The sequence below is a fragment of the Paenibacillus sp. GCM10027629 genome (assembly GCF_042676425.1).
GTDB lineage: Bacteria > Bacillota > Bacilli > Paenibacillales > Paenibacillaceae > Paenibacillus_K > Paenibacillus_K terrigena.
The window spans coordinates 1122205-1143266 of sequence record NZ_JBHTGZ010000003.1 but is presented as its reverse complement, the minus strand read 5'-3'; the positions used below and the strand labels follow the sequence as shown (position 1 = coordinate 1143266).

The following is a 21062-nucleotide window of genomic DNA, read 5'->3' as shown; positions in this document are numbered from 1 at the left end:
TACCAACGGAACTGTAAATCCAATAATGAATGATTTTACTAATCGCATGAGTCAGCTCCATAATGAGGTCACCTTTTATAATCCCTAATTTTTACAGTTCAATACATGACGCTAAACTGCCCGTAAGCGTAATAACTCTCCGCTAATTCAACACGATTCTGAACCCAGCACTCAAAAGGACCACGGAGACCAGACCTAAGATAACTCCCAGTGCCAACGATTTAAGCGTAAACCAGCGGAATTGCCCCGGCTCTGTTTTATCGATTTTTTTAATGCGGTACAGGATGGCCACGTTGCCCAATAAGGTAAAGATCAAAACTAGAATAGTTATAATCGTCCAAAACCCAGACACATCCCGAATTTGCATGGGATCGTCATCCCTTATGCGAGTAAAAGCAACTAATTGATTCACAAGTAAGAACGTAAAGGCAAATAGTCTCACAATCCGACCATTTCGATCTTGCTTCTTGCCTAACTTTTCCCGTTCATATTCCGCAATTTCACGCATAAACCGGGGGCCGTGTAAGAAGAGCAGATGCTTCGGGAAAAAGAGGCCCCAAAATTCAAAAAGTAACAGGGCTCCATACAAAAAAACGCCTACAAGATAAGCGTCCGAAGGCGACGGCTCTAGAACAAGTAAGAGACCGCCGGATAATGGGATGAGGATGCAAATACATGCATTAATGAAAATGATTTGTTTCACGCGCAAGGATTTAAGTCTACTCGTGTCCATGGCTGGCACACTCCTATCCGGTCCATTTTACAGCACCGCTATCGAGTCCCGTTAGCGGAATGCAGAGTATCGCTCTTCATTATCCTATATCTTCTTCAAACTCAGTTTCCTGCTCGCGCTATAAGTGTCACAACATCTCTATCTATATCCAGATAACAAATCCCTTCACCAAGATTAGTATCGTGGTTTGTCACAATATTTTTCGATGTCAATCTCGTATTACCATTAGGTAAGAATGTAAAGGTAAGTACATTCTCGCCATCCAACCATACAAAGTGTTCTGGTGGATAGATTGTAACGACTTCTTCCATTGTATCCAGGATATATAATGTAGTTTTTTGATCACTGCCTTGACTAATTATTGAATAATACTTGTTATTAATACATCTAATAAAATCGTGTAATCCGTCAAAACTTAGACTTTCCTTATCAAAAGTTAAAGGATTATATCTTATTATCGAAGTGGTAGATCGATCAAACTGAATCGTATAATAAACGATTTCATTTAAATCAAAGATATACCCTGCAAATGCACTATTATTCCCACATGTATGAATTACATAGGGACGGAGATCTAAAGAGCCTCTTCTAGCTAGTTCAACAAATTCCGCAGCCTTAATCACTACAAGATTCTCATCAACATTATCAATGCTTTTATTTACCCACCAACGCTTTTTTTCTTCAGAAAAATACTGGCCCGTTTTAATTACAATATAAGGAAACTGATCATTTCCTAGAATTGAGAAGTATTCTAGAGCCTTCAACATAGGATCTGGAGCAAAGGGTATCCACTCTCCCGTCGAAGAATCAATCACGTAGTAATGTTTCACACGCTCTTCTCCTAAATAGAAATAAAGGAACACATAACGTTCATCAATACCTACAAAAGTTAGATCGTACATGAAATCATCTTTTGACGCTATATCAGGTGAATTGAAGTTTCGTATAGAAACAAGAGTAGTATCTTTTGTACGACAATTTAATTTGTGAAGCGATACGCTTTTATGCTCATCACTACTTTTATAATTATCACTGTAATTTAAATAAAATAACGTAGCGTTATATCCATTTTGACTCAAACGAAACACATTTTTCTCCGGGAAATAATAAGTTTCATAGGTTTCGACACAAGAATCATGTAAAAGAATGCCTTTGTAAAAGCCATATTCAATCTGATGATGGTCTTCATTAGAAAAATCTCTTTTATTATGAAAGGCAAATAATCGAGTATCCCCATACGAATAATCCTGCTCATAAATATCATACTGATCGAGCCCTTGCAAACTAACAACCTTCACACCTTTCAACCCCTCTCACAATTTATATTCGTGAAGAACCATAATAACCCTTTCGATAAGCTCCATTAGCGTAATCTGCCCTTTAGCAGGAAAAAGACAGCCGATAAACTCGGCTGCCTATTTCGTTATGCGGTATAGCTCTTCGTTAGCTTAACATTGAAAAGTGGTTTCATGGCGTGTAAGCTTATAATTCGCCCTTACTTTAGTCATAACCTCCTTCTGCTTCAGGCAAAGATTTATAAGCCTCCGTACCCTCAACCATGTGTTGGATGTAGATTCTTAATTCCAGTAATTGATTCGCATCCTCCGTCATTCCACAGTTTTGGTCTGTCCACGAAAAAGTTTTCGTTTCGCCATCAACAGTTATTTTCCACTTATCTTCGTTGCTTGGCGTTTTGAAACAACTACCCTCTTTAGATAATTCTTTCGGTCCCATTATGTCTATTGCTTTCATTTTGTCGTATATTTCACGTAATTCATCTGTGGTAAATATGATGTTTGCTGTTTCCGAGCCTTTAATAATCAAATCTTTCGTTACTGTTCCCATATAAGTGTCTATTACATTCTTGGTTACATCGCCATAACCGAAGCTGACCATGAAATTGAAATCTGTTGGCATTTCTAACGGCATTTCGGTCTTTTCAGAATTATGAGAACATCCCGTCATCACCCACAACGAAAGAAGCAACGTACAAAGTATCCCTTTCATTGCACTCCCCCTCCCGCTAATGTTATGACGATAACTGGATGGAATTGGTTGCACTATCCTGCCTGTCAACAAATCAAAAAGGAGCCGCTTCAAGCAATCTCCTCAACTCTCGTTTCCCGTTAGTAAAGCTTTTACAAAAAAGATAGCACAGACGAGATTCTCTCGTACCATGCTATCCTTCCAACTTACCTGTAGACTTGATTCTTCAATTATCCGACTTCGTCCGAGATACACGTCAGGAAATTCTCCCGATATTTGCCCGGCGTTACGCCTTCAATTTTCTTGAATGCACGGATAAATACGACGTCACTTGTATACCCCACCAATTGTGCAAGTTGAGCATTGGTCATTTCCTTGGTGGTCATGAGTACCTTGGCTTTCTGAATTCGCCTGCGGGTAATCGAATCAATGACATTCATGCCGCTGCACTTCTTATAGAAGGTAGAGATATATTGAGGTGTCATGCCAAAGTGATCAGAGAGCATCACAAGACCCAAATTCGGATCGGTGAAATTCTCGTCCAGAAATTGTTCCATATCTTGAAGCAGCTGCACGCGATGATCCGTTCGCTCGATAACGAATGATCCCGTGAGCATCTCGTACAATTGTTGTATGCGCCGATACATGCTATCAGCTGTCTCATAGGAGAAGATATCTTTGATCAGGTCGATATCAGGGCCGAGAATAACACGCTGATCCGTACCTGTCGCGTTCATGATCTTGAGGAATGTGCTCGTCATATTGAAGAACAAGCATCTCCCTACTTCCGGCGTGATGCTGCCGGATTCGAAATTCATAGCATAGATCGTATCAAGGAGCTTCAGCACATTGTCCATATCTCCGCTACGCACGAAATTAATGAGCTGAACCTCAATATCAATCGGGTAATAGTAATGGGAATGGACGTTGGTAATATCCCGGAAATAAATGATGGTACCGCCACCTTTAATAATTCGGTATTCCAGTGCCGCGACCGCTTCCGCGTAACTCTCGCCGATGCTCTTCGCTCCTACATGCGTCAGACCGACGGAGACCGTAATATCAATATGGAACCTGTCTTCAATCATGTGCTTGAGCGATTCGGCCATCTCTTGGATGTCCGAGTCCATCACTTCGGCTCGATCCGCCGCGAAGTTATTCAGGAATACAACGCGATCCCGATCCAGTTCCACCGCGAAGGTCTGATGAGGAGCCTGAATCATATCCGTTCCGACATTCGATATAATGAATCGGGCCAATGCCCACTGCTGCTCGTCGTGTTCGATATGAAATCTTGCAATACTATCCAGTTGAATAATCATCACCGAGAAATATTCACTCATAAACGTAATATCCATAAATTGCAGCGACTGCACGCCTTTCTCTGTCGTATCGACATCCATTTGTCCCCGAATTAATCGAGACAAATAGTTGGACCGAAGGACAGGCGCCTGTCTCGCTAATAGGTTGCGTAAATTTCGCTCTTCCTGGAGGGAATCTTCAATGGTCCGTTGAATGAGCTCATATTCATTCACAGCAAGCCGCCCTTGCCATCCCATTCCCCTAGGGATAACTTCCACAGCTTTACGGAGCGGACTGTAATTACGGTAAGCGATGATAACCGCAGCAATGACACCAATCCCTAAACAGAGGAGAAATAGAATCAGCGTCCATTCTTGAATGAGATTCAACTGCTGCATATAGACGCTTCGAGGCGTTACCAGGATGTACTTCCATCCCTCCTTCTCGGAGGAAGTGAACGAGACCACCTTCGGATCGCCGTTCAGCTTCTCATTGAACAGACCCTCATCGTGATGGATTTGACGAAACAATGAAGCAGGAAGCGGATCTCGCTCCGTGGACATGATAGTTCGGCCCTCACCATCGACGACGTAGATGGAACTGTCACTCGCATATTCAATTTGCGCGAACATTTCTTTCACTCGGCTCTCATCAATGAGAATGACAAAGCTACCTGTAATATCTTTACGATCGCGGCCTGGGAGTGACTGGGTAAAGGTAATGACATCCCGTGGTGTATTCTCAATACTCTTCATCGGATCCATTTCTGAACGTCGGAGCAATGTAGCCGAAGGTAAGTAGGCCATCGTATGAAATCCGTGTAATACTTCGTCTCGCCATGCCTCATACGTCTTACCTTCATAGCTGTAGTACATGTCATAAAATTTGCGAGAATCCGTTAACAGACCCGATTTCAGCACCAGGTCACTCTTGCGGAAATATACATAATAATCCAATATGAAATTGGAACGGAGGTTCGAGCGAAAAGCCGGCCCGTGCATAAATTCGATAAACTTATAGCGGTCAAAACCACTCTGGTCCTCTTTTAACTTGAGCAAATAATCGAGTTTCGGATCGAATACAATCTGCTGCGCCAGCTTGTCTACTTCTTTCAATTCAATATCGAGTGACAATTTGAGCTGCTCCAGCATCGCTTGATTCGATCGATTCGCGCCCTGCTCGAGACTGTCTTCTACTTTGCCATATAGAAAAACACCAATGGATAAAGGGATGAGCAGCATGACTAAATTGGAGATAACCATCGTGATCCATACACTTTTCAAATGACGAAACCTAAGCAATCCTCGTGACCATTTCACGAATGATCCCCCCTACCTCCATAAGATGACTTACATTAATACCCAAATGAAAACGTTTACGAGTATTATAATGCAGGCAGGCAGGTTAGGATACCTATTTATTCCTTAATCGCACCAATCAACACGCCCTTCACAAAATACTTCTGCAGGAATGGATACAGACAGATAATCGGCAGCGTTGAAATAATAATCGTGGCGTATTTGATCGTTTCTCCAATCGCGTATTTATCATCTGCAGCAGCCCCCGTTGACATCGAATCCGTCGAATTCGCAATCAGTATATCCCGAAGGACCAGCTGTAATGGATACAACGTACGATCTCTCAGATACACGAGCGCGGAGAAATAGGAGTTCCAGTGTCCGACGGCATACCACAGAATCATGACCGCCATGACAGGCATCGATAACGGAATGATAATCCGGAACAAGATCGTCAACTCCCCAGCGCCATCAATCTTCGCGGATTCCTCCAGAGATACGGGAATGCCTTGGAATGCTGTCCGCATTATGATTAAGTTAAAGGTCGAGATCGCACTCGGAATCAATAAGGCCCAAGGGGTGTTCATCATGCCCAGCTTGTTAATTAACATGAATGTCGGAATGAGGCCCCCATGGAATACCATCGTCAATACAATGGCAAACATCAAGAAGTTACGAAAGAAAAGATTGCGCCGCGAGAGTACATAGGCTCCCACTGCTGTCATCAATAAGTTAATTGCTGTCCCAACGGTCACATAGAACAATGTGTTCTTATATCCGCTAATAATCATTGGATTCTGAAAAACGGCCTTATACGCATCCAAATTAAAACCAACGGGACGAAGCAGCAGCCCGCGATGTTGGAGGAAGGCCGCTGCATCACTGAAGGAGGCGAACAACACATATACGAACGGATATAACGTAACAAAGCATAGACCCAGCATCAATATCGTATTGAAAACGCCGAATACCTTCTCACCAACGGTTTGTGCACCCATGTCATGGATCCCTCCTTACCACAGTTTATTCTCGGACACGCGTTTGCTGATGGCGTTCGCCGATACAATAAGAATGAAGCTAATTACGGAGTTGAATAGACCAACTGCTGCCGTAAAGCTGTAACTTGCTTCGAGAATCCCTTTGCGATAGACATACGTCGAGATCACGTCCGCTGTCTCATAGGTCAACGGATTATAGAGCAGCAATACTTTATCGCTACCGACAGAGAGCATATTCCCCATATTCAGAATCAGCATAATGACAATCGTTGGCATGATCCCGGGGATGGTGATATGGAACGTCTGCCTCCACCGGTTGGCACCATCGATTTTGGCCGCTTCATACAACGTGGGATCAATATTGGCGATCGAGGCCAAATAAATAATCGAACCCCATCCAATCCCTTGCCATATCCCCGAGGAGACGAACAGGAATCGGAACCAACCCGCTTCTTTCAAGAAATCAATCGGCGCAATCCCGATAAATCCGAGCAATTGGTTGATGAGTCCGTCCCGGCTTAAGAAATCGAACATCATGCCTGCCACAACCACAATCGAAATAAAATGGGGTAAATACGAGATGGTCTGCACCCAACGTTTGAACATCATCCCACGAATTTCATTCAGCAGGAGCGCGAGGATAATAGCAGCCGGGAATGCAAACAACAGCTCATAAATGTTAATAAGCAGTGTATTCCGTATTAATCTCCAGAAATAAATACCATCGAAGAAACTCATGAAATGCTTGAATCCAACCCATGGGCTCCCCCAGATTCCCCGTGCGGGAGAGAAATCCTTGAATGCGATCTGAAGACCATACATCGGCCCATAATGAAAAATGAGATAATAGGCGATCACAGGTAGCGCTAGTAGATAAATCATCCAATTTCTGCGGATATCCTTGCCCATGATATGCCAAGTCGACGGCTCGTTCTTCCTCTTAACCGATCGCTTTTTCATCGGTCCCTTGTCCAAGACTTGCCTCATCTGTGTTCCTGCCCTTCGCGTAGATTCTCCTTAGGTTAGCCGGGAGAAGATCCTAATCCTCTCCCTGACCTCACCATGATTGGTACGATTAACGCTTGTTGAACCGTTCTAGTGCTGCTTGTTGAATTTTCAGCGCATCTTCAATACCCATCGTTTGAATTTTTTTGACATATTTATCGAAGTTATCGAGAGGTTCTGCACCCATAATGAACTTTAGGAACATCTCATCTTTATAGGTGTTGATATCGGTCATGAGCGAAGCGAATTGGGAACTTTCATCATTGGTCGGCGTAACAAGCGGCATTTTGCGCTCACCGGTCGGCTTCGACCAGATCGCAAGGGCATCTTTTTGGTTGTCTAAAGCTAAATATTGCATTTGGAAATTCTCGCTCAGGACGAATGGCGCACTCCAGGTGGAACGATTATGCTTCGCAAAGGACTGTTGAAGACTTACACCGCTCGGTGGATTCAATACTTCAGGCAAGAAGGTCGGGACGCCATTGACCATGCTATAGGCTTCACCTTCTTTACCGTAGTTAAATAGCAGATCACCCTTTTCGCCATAAGCGTAATCCAACCATTTCACGGTCTCGATCGGGTTCTTGTTGCTCGTGGATATGGCGGCTCCGATTCCATTCGTTGCAAAATCCTTCTGTCCCCACATCTGCTTATCGCCTTTCTTCAGCACGGGATACTCTGTTGCAACAAGATTAAACTTCGGGTCTTTATCTTTCATCAAATTCGCATACTTACCAATTCCGCCCCCATTATACACCGGTGCGGCCCCCATCTGATTCCCGGTCATTTTGGCATCGAACAGCTTGCCGTTAGGTGCTGCAAAGTCTTTATCGATTAGGCCTTCTTGATACCATTTGTTCATAGTCGTTAGGAAATCTTTGTACTCCGGCTGTGTCGGACCGTACTTCACTTGGCCCCCGTCTTGATAGAAACCATAGTTGATCCCCCATGCGCCGAGGAACGGTGCATCCGTAGCGACGTCATCTAACGTGAGGTATAATGGGATTTCATCCGCCTTGCCATTGCCGTTCGGATCTTTGTCCTTGAATGCTGTTAGAACCTCATGCCATTCATCAATCGTTGTCGGTACCGCCAAACCCAATTTATCCAACCAATCTTTACGGATCGCTGGACCATAGAATACACGGACCTTATCGCCCCCACGGAAGAACGGGAACATATACATATTGCCATCATCTGTCGTGACTTGCTTCTTCCAATCCGGATTTTCGTTTAACAGCTTTTTCAGATTCGGGGCATATTGATCGATAAGATCGTTCAGCTTGATAATTTTATTATCTTGAATCGCCTTCTCCGGGCCCCCCGGATATCCAATCCACGAGGTTTCAATCACATCCGGCAGCTTCTCTGAGACCATCATGAGATTGAACTGTTCTTTAGCCTGCGCAGCATCCGTAGGTGGATGTTCGAAGCTAACCTTCACGCCGGTAATTTTCTCTAATTCCTTATACATACCCATTTCAGCATAGGTTTTCATTTGCGCAGAAGCCGCGGAGTGCATGCTCACCCAATATGATAAATTCGTCAGCTTAGCGCTCTCTGTCGCTTTCCCATCGGCAGTTGTACCTTCTTGCGTCTGATCGCCACCCGTAGTACTGCAAGCTGCGATGGATAATGCAAGTAGGGATGTTAACAAGATAACTCCAAATTTCTTTGCTTTTCCTTTCATGAAAGCGCCTCCTTTTTATTAGTTAAAATATAACGTATCTAATTCCATGTCTACTGATGAGCATCAATTCGTAGGTTCCTAGCCTCGACCCTCGATCTCATCCTGATGTATCACCTTACCAGTAAGGCTTCCAATCCCTTGTGACGCGTACCAATGCCTCATAGAAGTAATAATCACCCCATATGCAGCACTCATCGATCCCCGTTCCATTCGGTTTGCCGTATACTGCATGAAGCAGAATTCCATTCGATTCTGGTACCTCTTGAGCCATATAATGTGCGATCAGTGAATCCAAAATAGACAAGGCCGCATTCTCGTATCTATGTCGGTTCGGGTCCATCAACGGCAGGTGTTTGGCTGTCTCCAATAATCCGCATACGGCGATTGCAGCTGCCGAGCTGTCTCTCTCTTCTGGGCCGCTTGTAAAGATAAGATCCCAATAACATACTAGATCCTCCGGCAGTCGATCAAGAAAATAATTCGAGAGCTTCGTTGTAAGCCCAATAAGCTCACCATCCCCCGTATATCGATAAGAGAGCGGAAACCCATACATCCCCCATGCTTGGCCTCTTGCCCAACATGAATCATCTGCAAATCCTTGCGCGGTACTCCCGTACTTCGGCTCACCTGTTTGCGTATCCATATAAAAGGTATGGAAACTAGATGCATCCTCACGGATTAAATACTTTGCAGACTGATGAACATGCGATTCGGCAGCGTGATCATACTTTGGATCCCCTGTGACCTCACTTGCCCAATATAAAAGCGGTAAATTCATCAGGCAATCAATAATCATCCGTCCTTGCTGTTTCGGATCATTCAGGTTGCCCCAAGCTTGGATAATGCCAGCTTTCTTTAAATATCTCGCGTAGAGCAGATCCGCCGCCTCGATGGCTAATTGCTTCGCATCTTCATTACCCGTCAGCTTGTAGGCAGATACGCAGGATAACGTATACAGAAATCCAAGATCATGCGTCTCCGTATACCGCCGTTCATCTACCCGCTGACGATAACTCGAAAGTTGGCTTTCAGCGGCGAGACGATATTTCTCATCTCCTGTAACTTCATACGTCAGCCACAGCATGCCCGTCCAGAACCCTGGCGTCCACGCCACATTGCCCACTTGTCGGTACACTTGATTCGTACTGCTTTCCGAGGGGAACGTATCTGCAAATGTCTCCAGGTTTCGATCCATTTGGCGGATAATAAATTCCATAGCTTCGTTACAGCGTGCCCTTGTAAGCGGATTCATTGGTGCGAATTGCTCGATCATTGACATTCCTCCCAAGTGGTCGTTAATCGCATCTGGGTTCATTGTAAGCAAGAGAGGTACCGCCTACAATTTCCAATTTTTTAGGTGTACTGCTGTTTTTATTTAGGTGAAAAAAAGTATGTAGGCATTAAAAATCGTTCACCTACTATTTTTCTCCACAAAAAAACCGCCAGAGGCAGCCCCCAGCGGTCAATTCACACAGTTTGGATAAATTAAGATAATAAAGACGCTGCATCGGGCACTTCACCCTGAACGATTTTGCTGATCTTTCCGTTTTCGTCAATGATAAAAGTAGCCGGTAGACCGATTATTCCATACTGCTTGGATATCTTGCCGGTAGTATCGATAATGACTGGAAACGCAAATTGATGTTCCTCCATAAATGCTCGGACGGTACCTTTTGTTTCACCAATATTAATGAACAAAGACGCTATTTCAGAATTCCGTGATTGAAGAAGCTGATGAATATGCGGCATCTCTCTTACGCATGGTGTGCAGTAAGAAGCCCAAAAATTAATCAATACGATTTTTCCGCGGTATGCAGATAGGCTGGCAGGCAACCCTGATGTCGTTGTTGCGGTAAAATCAGGAGCTTGAGCACCAACCTTTATTGCATTAGATATTGAGCGTATTCCATCTGCTTGTTCGAACACGATGATCCAAAGGACGGCCAATACAGCAGAGATGCTTATCAACGTTGTCGTCACTGGGACGAATCGAATCTTCCCATTCTTCTTGTGACCTCCCATCATGAAAGACCCAGACTATGATGAAACGCCGCATGAATGGAACCGAAAGTATCACGGAAATACTCCGTTGAACCTTCCCCGACATTTAAGCCTTTATTCAAGAATAGAATTTGATCAGCCACCTCATCCGCTATTTCGAGTTGGTGCGTGGAGAAGATGACGGTATGCCCGTCCCGCTTGATGTTCAATAAGAGCTGAACAAATGATTTCATCCAGAAGGGATCCAATCCATTCGTCGGTTCGTCCATAATAAGCAGCGGTGGTTTATTAAGTAATGCTTGAGCGAATAAAATACGCTGACGCATGCCTTTAGAAAAGGTATGGACCAGACTTTTTCTCTTCTCCGCAAGTCCGACGAGTTCAAGCACTTCATCCACTCGTTCCTTAGGAACTTGTCGTAATGCGGCCCAGAAATTTAGCGCCTCATGCGCTGTTAACCCTTGGGTGAATTGATAGTCGTCAGGCATATATCCAATCTGTTGCGAGAACGTTTTCCTATCTTTTTTCCATTGGAAGTTATTCACGAAAATTTCGCCAGCCGTTGGCTGCATAATTCCCGAGATCATTCGAAGAACTGTACTTTTCCCCGCTCCATTGCCACCGCAAAGCGCTAGAACTTGCCCGGAAGGAATATGAAAGTTAATATCTTTGACGATCGTCTGTTTCTTGATGATTTTAGTTAACCCAACGACCTTCACTACGTCATTATCCATGGGATCGCCCCCTCTCCCATAACCAATAGACAACCATGATAGAGAAGCTGATCCATAGCATGCAAACCGCAATAAAGAGCCAACTGCCACTTGATCGCTGAATCCAATCAACCCACTGATAATATTCTGGTCCCAAGATCGATCCGCCGCCAAGCTTAATGACGACGAACAATCGGACCAATTCAGCTGGATTAATGAAGGTTAGGGCAACCAACGTAGGCTTTATCCACGTATATGGCAAAAAATTTAGGACGGATATAAGGATTGTCTGCCAGCCAATGACGGCAAAAAACCATATGGATACGGAGACGGTTAACGCTTGCCAACGATTTTTGGACAAAGAACCGATTAACAAGGCCAACGTTAAAAACAATAAGACCAATCCGCACGAAAATGCAATGAAGAGAACGTATGTCGTTGAATCAAAACTCATGCCTACTAAACCGCTGATAACCCCCATGAGACCATATCCAAAAGCAACGATCGTTAATAGAACAATCGACAACCCGATATATTTGCCAACAATGAAGGACAATGATCCAATGGGATAGGTTGATAGCAATTGCCAGCTCCCTTCCTCTTTCTCTGCCGTCAAGGAGAACGAACCAAGAAACAAGGTCATGAGCGGAAGCAAATATAGAATGAGACTTAACATGGATCCCGTAACACCAGAATATCCTTGAACGATACTCTGAGAATTTATGACCAGTAGGCATAGACTAAAAACGCAGAATAGAATCAGAAAAGAATAGGCCCAGGGATTGCGAAAGCCTGTTTTTATTTCTCTTCTCGCCACTTGTAACATATCATTCATAATCTATCTCCAACTTGGTTCCGTATTATTTGTGACTCGACGTCATTTCGCTTTTCATGTCCATACCTTTCTTATCTTCTTTATGCATGTGTCCATCTTCATCCATCATTTGCATCTTATCCGTATTTTGTTTCCAATCATGACTTGCCAGCTCTTTTGCGTTCATGATTTTACCTACGCCTTGTTCCGATACGAAAGTTTCAGCTGATTTCTTATCTTTAAACGTGATGATTCCATAAGCCATTGGTGTGCGGAATGAAGCATCATACACGTAAGTTGCGTTATCATATTCAATCCATTCTTTGTTATTGTAGTCGCGGACATAATCCATCCCTATGTTTTCTGTTCCTTGCTGCTCCTTCCATTTATGCATACAACCAATGTCATCAAATTTATATTTTTTCCCATCTTTTGTTGTCAGTTGTGTTGCAAAAGCATCATCTTTTACCTGCATATTACAAATTGCGCAAACATCTGTATCTTCGTTAATCGGAAGAGCTTCATATTTATCTCCACACCCAGCCAACATGATCAGTCCAAGAAATAACGCGCATACCGTAATTAATTTTTTCATTCTCTCATTACCCCCAAAAAGATTATTGTATAAATTGCAATACATAGAAGCAGCAACCCGATAGCCAGAACATCGGCGGATCCTTTAGCAGATTCTGTTGATACCCTTTGACTAAAATCGGCGTTCATGAGCGGAGAAGAGTCTATAGACCAACCCTCTTGCCCATTCGTAAACATATCACTCAAAAATGTCATGCCAGGCGATTGGAAAAAAAGTTGGTACGCTGGCGTTTGCGTGACTAGAAGCTGATAGAACGGATTAATCGCATATGGTATCTCGCTTGTCCCATCATGATTCAGGTCTAAACCTTGAAATGAATCCCAATAATTCCCTATCATTTCGTTCTTCTGACTATCTGCCGCCTCCGCTTCAATGACGTTAGCAATAAATTCGTTGCCATGAAATTGATTACTATTCGAATTTATCAACTGGATGCCTATGAAATTTCGAAGCACTGCGTTGTTACTTAATTCATTCTCTGATGATTGTTCCATATAGATTCCAACGCGATTGCCTTCTACAACGTTTTTATTGATCGAAGAAGACTGTACATCATATAACAATATCCCTTGCGAATGGACATTTTGGCTTTGTCTGCGAAAGACGTTCCCTGACACGACAACATTCTTCACGCCCATGACCATAGCGCCGGTTATATTATATTGGCCTTCATTATCGATAACAGAAGAGCCGTCGATATACATACAATGGATGCCATATCGAGTACGTGACAGTTTGTTCCCTTGAATTCTCGCATTGCGGCTCTTCTCGAGATAGATTGCATCTCTTACTCCTGTAATGCGATTATTCTTGATCAGCGTACCGTTCGAATTGTACAGGTCGATGCCATTGCCTTTTTGCTTCGGCTTATTCGTCTCAGGCTTGAACCATGTGATCGTATTGTTTTGAAGAATTGCTTGATCGGCATCGCGAAGGATGATCCCATATCCACTCGTCTGAATCGTAAGGTCCTCAAGTGTTACTTGGTGAGACTTTACCAGAATAGCTGGTGATTGATCGCCGCTCGCATTGTTTTTAATTTGAATGTTCGCTAGATGAACCCCGTCCGAGAGAATTGAAATCGCAGGCGCTCCGGATGGATTCAACAGCGTAACTTCACTATTTCCTCGTATGTATACCTTCTTGTTAATCGTTGCAGGGCCAGCATATGTACCCGGTGGAAGCTCTATCGCATCACCTGCGTCCAGCTGATCAATAATCGCCTGAAGCGAATTCACTTGGTCGATCGATGAACTTGCTAGAGCTTCCTCCATATTCAATACTTGATGACATATAAGCAAAAGCACAATGAATAGAAAACGGTAGATTAGGGTCCACTTTGCCTTTTTCATATATTCATCTTGTGATTGACTTCACAACCAACCTCATTTTCTCGTTTAGATATCATAATATGGGTATGGTGGTTATCCCGAATTAGCTTCAGTTCCCAGTTCATTTCTTCTGCTCTTTCCTTCATAATGTTCAGACCATAACGATCTGTCAGCTGGAACGGATTACCTTCAAATCCCTGGCCATTATCTTTGATCGTTACTCTCCAGTTCTGCTTATCCCCTTCTCCTTGAACCCAACCTTTAGACGCGTTTGCATGCTTTTCGATATTTAACACAGCTTCTCGAATGCAGGCTAACAGCTCGACCTTTTCTTTTGGCGTTAACATCTCATCTTGGAGCTCCCAGAATACATCGATATCCACATAAACCTCTTTTGCTATTTTCTGAACTTCAACATCAAGCGCCTCGTTCAAGTTCATAAGCTTCACCGCCGTATCCTCGTACCTTAAATTCGAAATGGCTTGACGCACGTAGCGATTCACCTCGTGAACAGTCTTTCTGATATTATAAATTTCTTGAAGTTGCGACTGCTGCTCATCGCTCTTCTCCAATCGATCTATCTTTACAGATAGCAAAAACAGCGATTGTGCAATCCCGTCATGAAGTTCTTTGGCTAAGTTTTCTCTTGCTTCCAGAGCGAACTTGGCTGTTCTCTCTTGCTCTAATTCACGTCGAATTCTCTCTAACATGTGAAATAGCTTATTTAATAATGTTACGCTCACTAGGTATACAATCAGAGGGGTAAGCCAATTCCCAAGATCCATCGAAATATAAGGCAATAAAAACTGGTGTCTGACATACTCCCATAATCCAACGGTGATTGTAGGAATGAACAGGATTGTCCACTTGATCTGCTTGTACGTCATGTTGTTCTCCTTTCTTGCGATTTGATCACTCTTCGTATGTCATATATCAAGTTTTCAATATTGACAGTATATCGATAATGCAATAATAAGAGTTGACTCGATCGGGCTATTTTTCACCTAAAATATTGAACAATTTGTGATCATTGTCATTTCATTTGTAAAAAACCGTAACAAAAAGCACCCGATCTGGGTGCTTTGGGTCCTGCATGAACCTAGTCTTTGTCTTCACATGACAGATGGATAGCCTGACAAGAATGAATGCTGTCGTATTTACAAGGTGTGGATCACTCTTCATCCATTGCTTTCCGAATATCATAATCATTCAGATCGATATCGAGCTCCATGCCAAGCGTGAGTTTGGCAAGTTGGCTCCCCAGGAAAGGTCCTACCGTCAAGCCGGATGCTCCCAGTCCATTGGCCGTGATGAGACCTTCCCAGCCAGGAACGGCACCAATCACCGGCAGAAAACCGGGGGTAAAAGGCCTAAACCCCACTCTGATCTCTTGCAATGTGCTCGATGCTAATTTAGGGGCTAGTTGCAATCCTTTGTTCAAGATTTCCTGCATACCACCCGCCGTTACGCGTGTATCGTACCCTTCGATATCGTTTTCATGCGTTGCCCCTATAACGATTTTTTGGTTCTCAAACGCAAGCAAATACTGATCGGATGGCGGAATGACTAGTGGCCAATTGCCGGTGTCCTGTTGATCAGGGACATGTAAATGCATAATTTGTGCTTTTTGATAACCCACTTTAAAATGTAATCCCAAAGGCTCGAAGAGCGAATTGGCCCATGCCCCTGCACAGACAACCACGAGATCCGAAGTGTAGGTTTTATCGCCAATTGAAACGCCTGTAACGCGATTTGACTGATATTCAAGCGTCGCATCACCTTGAATCAAGTCAGCGCCGTTCCTCTCTGCTGAACGGATCAACGCATTGCGGAGCGCACGACCATCTACCCGAGCAGCACCGCTAATATGAACCGCCTGATAACCTTCGGCTAACAGCGGAAACCGCTTAAGCGTTTCTTCGTCATGAAGCAAGTCAATATCACCGATTTCTGGTGCATCTACTTTGCGAATGCGTGCCCGCTCCTCGATCTTTCTGATCTTCTCCATATCATCATGGATACAAAGCGCGCCCACTTGAGCATAACCTGTTTCTGTTTCTCCCTCGCTTTTGAGTTCATGGATTAACCCAGGATAATAACGTGCGCCCGCCTTAGCTAACCGGTACCAAGCTTGATTCCGTCGCTGAGATAGCCAGGGGCAGATGATGCCAGCGGCGGCGTCCGTGGCCTGCCCTTGATCTTTGCGATCTATAATAAGGACATCCGCCCCCATTTTGGCTAACGTGTATGCGGTTGACGCCCCAAGAATTCCTGCTCCGACGATGATGATTTTCTTCATGTATGCAACCCTTTCCAATCGAAGTCTAACGATACATGCGCAATGGCTTGATATCGTTAGTCCGATGATCTAGGTCTATTATACATTGCTTCTACATCACCGAATCAAGTTTGACTCATATTTAGCTAATCCTCGTAACCGGATATCATGTTTTTATCGAAATACAATAGAAATAATTCGCATGATATCAGGGCATCTGGACCTCGAAAAGTCATTAAAAAAGCCCAAGCCTAAGATTGTTCGGCTTGAGCTTCTGCTTAACTGCGTTCCTTGATGGCGACGATGCGCAATCGACTTGTGTCGATCATCCACTGACCGTCCCGGTATAGAAGCGGCTTCACCTGCGCTTCGATGGCGTTGTAGATCGACGCTTTGTCCACAGCAGTAACATCGTGGAAGAAATAATCGGAGAAACTGTCGAGCCAGATCCGAACTCCTGCCTCTCTCTTGAGCGGCGTAGGCTTGTCGAAATGCTGAGCGAACATGACGCGGAAGCCGGTCCGCTCGAGTAGGCTGGCGTATTCGCCGATAGTGGGATGATACCACGGATTCCGCCCCGCCCACGCATAACCATGTGACTCAAGCGCCTGTTGAATTGCTGTAGTTAGCACGGCGACATTGCCTCTGCCGGCGAATTCGGTCACGAATCGGCCGCCATCGCGCAGCGCCAGCCAGATGGAGCGAGTGACACTGGTTGCATCCAGGATCCAGTGCAAAGTCGCATGGGAGAAGACCGCATCATAGGGGTTCTCTGTCCGGTACTGAGATGCGTCTGCTACTTGGAAGTCCAGTTCAGGATACTTCTGTCTCGCTCGATTTACCATCCCCTCCGACATGTCGATCCCTGTGGGTACCGCACCTGCAGCCGCAATCTTAGCCATCAAGTCCCCATTCCCGCTACCTACGTCAAGGATTCGCTCACCCGCTTGAGGCTGAAGCATTGATAAGACCCCGGAATCTATAATTTCGCTATACATCAGTTCCATCTCCTTTGGTATGAATATCTTTCTCTCTATTATAGATCTTATATGTCTATAATATCTACAATTCAGTTATCCTGTCAACAAACTGGACGTTAATGCCAAAAAGCCGCGATGTTCGCGGCTTTGAGTTAGATATAATATAAATATCGAGAAATGATCTGAACTAATTTTGTTTAGGCAGTACATTCGGCTTCCTGAATGAGTTCAAATTTATGACCTCTTGGATTTCATAAGCATCCTTTATGTTATGATAATTTTATGGGCTAACGCTGCAAGATCCACAAAATCAATAACATGATTGCCATCAAAATCCGCATCCTTGACTTTATCCCACTCCGGATCAGATGAGGTCTTCCCGTAATAAGAGGCCAGAATCGCAAGATCCCCGATGCTTATGCGGCCGTCATGATTCAGATCTCCTGAACCGACGCTCGGCGTAGACGTAACCTCGATGCGTAATGAAGCTTGCGTAGCAGTCGCTTCTGTACCCAGCTCATCTCCTAGCGTTGCGTTAGTTACAGAGATCGTACCGGATTTGGTTTCTTGTACGTCTTTTGCTTTGAAATCCAAGGTCAGCAATGGCGTATTGCCGCTAATTCCTTTGTCCGCGCCTTCGCTAGCTGCGATGAATCGAATTTTCCCAGCCTGCGGATTGGTTGATGCGACGATACTGATTCCTGGTTGTATGGACTTTGCAGAGACGTATTCCATTAGGTTTGCGTCATAATTCATCGAGATATCCATCCCGTACATCTTATTCTTCACTTGATTCATATCGATCTGGACGGTGAACGATTGACCTGATTTTACGGAATTCGGAGCTGTCAGCGCAGCAGCCGCTTCATCGGTAATCGCTGCTTCGACATTGACGTTTGACGTTGCCTTGAAGCCTCCGTCCACTGCCATTGCCGTAATTTCAGCTGTGCCTGCCTTGACGCCACGTACGGTCGCCCTTCCGTCGCCTAAATCTTCTAAGGAAGCCACGGTGTCGTCACTGCTCGACCAAAGAACGGTCTTATTCGATGCATTGGCCGGCATAACAGTTGCCGTCAGTTGCCCCGATTGGCCGATCTTTAATTTTAGCTGTTGTTGGTCAAGTGTAATGCCGTTAGCTTTGACACCTGTATTGTACACTTGGAACTCGTTGATTGTCGGACCCGCTGTCCCCGTTACGGAAGTGATATTCAGCCTTACTTTCGACCCTGTTACAGGATCAAACGTTATAGTCTTATAAGGACCCGCTGTCGTTCCTTGATATGCATCTTTCCACGCTGTTCCATCCCAGTACTGGATCACAAACCCGGCAATTCGCAGCATGTTGTTATAAATCCATTCATCGATCACCACTTTATTAAAGGTGGTATTCTCCCCGAAGTTTACTTCAAGCCAGGCCGCATTCGTAGGATCATCGGTTGCCCATCGCGTGCTAGAATCGCCATCTACTGCTTTGGATGCATTGTAATTCGCGTCATTCTTATAGAAATTGCTTGCCGTTGCCGGTTTTTTCAAGGCCAAATTCTCAAAAACCTGGATTTTAGGAACTCCGTCGACATCGATAACGTACACGGAATCATAAGAGTTCGGTAAAGATGCAGGAAGATTTATCGTTATCTCTTCCCCTAGCGTGTAATTTAACGTCACCTTGTCATCCGCCAGGGAGTAAACCTTGTTCACTTTGTTCAAAAGCCGCGGAAGAACGATTTGATTGTTCGCGGGTTGATTCAATACGTGCAAGTACACTTTTCCATTCTTTGTCGTGGAATAGCCCCAAGGGAACTTGCTTGCGAATATACTCGCCTTGGAATCATAAATGCTCTCCCCATAAAGCTTTAACCAATTACCTATTTCGGTTAAACGATCTACGCTTGCCTGCGGGATAAGTCCTTCCGGCGTCGGTCCCACATTCAGTAAGTAATTTCCGCCCTTTGAAGAAGTTTCTACCAAATTCGAGATTAATGTTTTGGTGGATTTCCAATTGAGATCCTTGGCATGAAATCCCCATGAACCGTTCATGGTCATACATGTCTCCCAGATATAAGGCAAGCCTGTCGCGGGTATTTCTTGCTCTGGTGTCCCGTAATCTCCGTCATCCGATTCTCGTTTGCCAACACGGTTGTTAATAACAAGATCATTTTTTAATGTCCGAAGATATCTGTATAATTCCTTCCCATCTTGCTTCGTCCACCAGGCGTCCCATTCTCCGTCGAACCATAGTAGATCAGGATCATACTTCTCAATGAGCTCGCGCAGCTGTTCCTTCATTTCGGATACATAGAGTTCTTTCTGCGCAGGCACCTTAGGATTAACCCATTCTAATATGGAGTAATAGAAGCCGAATTTAATGCCTTGTTTCTTCGCCTCTTTCGATAATTCCGCCATAGGATCCTTTCCATAGGCGCTAGTCTTTACAATGTTGTAGTCCTTGAATCCGTTGACCCCGGTATCGAACATACTGAACCCGTCATGATGCTTCGACGTGATCACCATATATTTCTGCCCTGCCTGCTTCATCACATCGACCCATGCTTTCGGATCATACTGTGTCGGATTGAACGGGGTCGCTGCCTGCTTAATATAATCATCTTTGGGGATATTCAGATAATTCATGATCCACTCTGCCGCGCCGTTAACTGTCTTGCCGTTATAAGTCCCTGCGAGCTGCGAATAGGCTCCCCAATGAATGAATTGTCCAAAGCGCGCATCATTGAACCATTGCATTCGTTGATCTCGCTGCTCCTTGGTTTCATGGTCGGGCGTCTGGCCCAACGCGAACCAGTTCATACTTCCAATAGAACCATCTGGAAATGTGAGATATACGTCATGGACCCCTGTCACATTCGCAATCGATGCGTATTGTTCTTTGAACAAAGCCACGTTCCCCGTAGAATTGACGGTTAACGTTCCGATCAGCATCCCTGATTGCGAATCCAGACGAATCTCAACCTTTCTGCCCGCTTCGGACGAGGAAGCCGCAATCGTGGCCATGAATGTATCATACGAGCCTGTTCCAAAGTCAACCCCGGCGTATTTCACCCAATCGCCTGATGCTATATTTCCGATTGCATTGCCATCCGGCGCAGTACCTTGAACGATCTGCACACTCCCCGATTTATCAGACCATTGATGCGCTTGCACAATTTTAACAGGGGCTTCGGCTGCTAGAGCTTGAGTCTGGACTTTCGCTGTGTTAACGTTCACCTCCGCCGCAGCGGCCTGTGAATTGAAGGCATACATATTCAACAAGGACAACGTGAATGACACTGCCGTAACCCATGCCAATCTCTTCAATATGCTACTCTGGATCACCATATGAA

At 44.5% G+C, this 21062-nt stretch carries 17 protein-coding genes; all 17 read right to left on the bottom strand.

The window, feature by feature from the left end:
* Positions 1-142: 142 nt before the first annotated feature.
* The 17 genes from ACFQZR_RS05805 to ACFQZR_RS05725 all read right to left on the bottom strand — a co-directional run bounded on the left by ACFQZR_RS05805 (position 143) and on the right by ACFQZR_RS05725 (position 21057).
* Complete coding sequence (locus tag ACFQZR_RS05805; RefSeq protein WP_379343695.1) at positions 143-733, bottom strand: hypothetical protein; 591 nt, start codon at positions 731-733, stop codon at positions 143-145.
* Positions 734-834: 101 nt separating this feature from the next.
* On the bottom strand, positions 835-2031 hold the full coding sequence (locus ACFQZR_RS05800) for a hypothetical protein (protein WP_379343693.1): 1197 nt from the start codon (positions 2029-2031) through the stop codon (positions 835-837).
* Positions 2032-2233: 202 nt separating this feature from the next.
* Positions 2234-2740, bottom strand: coding sequence for a hypothetical protein (locus tag ACFQZR_RS05795; RefSeq protein ID WP_379343691.1), 507 nt, complete (start codon positions 2738-2740; stop codon positions 2234-2236).
* A gap of 209 nt (positions 2741-2949) precedes the next feature.
* On the bottom strand, positions 2950-5340 hold the full coding sequence (locus tag ACFQZR_RS05790; RefSeq protein ID WP_379343689.1) for a helix-turn-helix domain-containing protein: 2391 nt from the start codon (positions 5338-5340) through the stop codon (positions 2950-2952).
* 98 nt (positions 5341-5438) lie between these two features.
* On the bottom strand, positions 5439-6317 hold the full coding sequence (locus ACFQZR_RS05785; protein ID WP_379343687.1) for a carbohydrate ABC transporter permease: 879 nt from the start codon (positions 6315-6317) through the stop codon (positions 5439-5441).
* 15 nt (positions 6318-6332) lie between these two features.
* Entirely contained in the window at positions 6333-7277 is a 945-nt protein-coding gene (locus ACFQZR_RS05780) for an ABC transporter permease (RefSeq protein ID WP_379343837.1), read from the bottom strand.
* A 115-nt stretch (positions 7278-7392) separates the two neighbouring features.
* Entirely contained in the window at positions 7393-9012 is a 1620-nt protein-coding gene (locus ACFQZR_RS05775) for an ABC transporter substrate-binding protein (protein WP_379343685.1), read from the bottom strand.
* A 115-nt stretch (positions 9013-9127) separates the two neighbouring features.
* Entirely contained in the window at positions 9128-10285 is a 1158-nt protein-coding gene (locus ACFQZR_RS05770) for a glycoside hydrolase family 88 protein (protein WP_379343683.1), read from the bottom strand.
* Positions 10286-10497: 212 nt separating this feature from the next.
* Positions 10498-10992, bottom strand: coding sequence for a redoxin domain-containing protein (locus tag ACFQZR_RS05765; RefSeq protein WP_379343681.1), 495 nt, complete (start codon positions 10990-10992; stop codon positions 10498-10500).
* A 41-nt stretch (positions 10993-11033) separates the two neighbouring features.
* A complete protein-coding gene (locus tag ACFQZR_RS05760) occupies positions 11034-11747 on the bottom strand; it encodes an ABC transporter ATP-binding protein (protein WP_379343679.1) in 714 nt (237 codons plus the stop codon).
* A complete protein-coding gene (locus tag ACFQZR_RS05755) occupies positions 11740-12561 on the bottom strand; it encodes an ABC transporter permease (protein ID WP_379343677.1) in 822 nt (273 codons plus the stop codon). Before ACFQZR_RS05755 ends, ACFQZR_RS05760 begins: the two co-directional genes overlap by 8 nt.
* A 25-nt stretch (positions 12562-12586) precedes the next feature.
* Positions 12587-13135, bottom strand: coding sequence for a nitrous oxide reductase accessory protein NosL (locus ACFQZR_RS05750; protein ID WP_379343675.1), 549 nt, complete (start codon positions 13133-13135; stop codon positions 12587-12589).
* Entirely contained in the window at positions 13132-14487 is a 1356-nt protein-coding gene (locus ACFQZR_RS05745) for a right-handed parallel beta-helix repeat-containing protein (RefSeq protein WP_379343673.1), read from the bottom strand. Before ACFQZR_RS05745 ends, ACFQZR_RS05750 begins: the two co-directional genes overlap by 4 nt.
* The gene (locus tag ACFQZR_RS05740) at positions 14484-15353 is read right to left on the bottom strand and encodes a sensor histidine kinase (protein ID WP_379343671.1); all 870 of its coding nucleotides are present in this window, start codon (positions 15351-15353) and stop codon (positions 14484-14486) included. Before ACFQZR_RS05740 ends, ACFQZR_RS05745 begins: the two co-directional genes overlap by 4 nt.
* Before the next feature lie 284 nt (positions 15354-15637).
* Entirely contained in the window at positions 15638-16765 is a 1128-nt protein-coding gene (locus ACFQZR_RS05735; protein WP_379343669.1) for an NAD(P)/FAD-dependent oxidoreductase, read from the bottom strand.
* A 257-nt stretch (positions 16766-17022) separates the two neighbouring features.
* Positions 17023-17742: a class I SAM-dependent methyltransferase gene (locus ACFQZR_RS05730; protein WP_379343667.1), complete on the bottom strand. Its 720-nt coding sequence runs from the start codon at positions 17740-17742 to the stop codon at positions 17023-17025.
* A 246-nt stretch (positions 17743-17988) separates the two neighbouring features.
* Positions 17989-21057, bottom strand: coding sequence for an alpha-L-fucosidase (locus ACFQZR_RS05725; protein WP_379343665.1), 3069 nt, complete (start codon positions 21055-21057; stop codon positions 17989-17991).
* Positions 21058-21062: the final 5 nt, after the last annotated feature.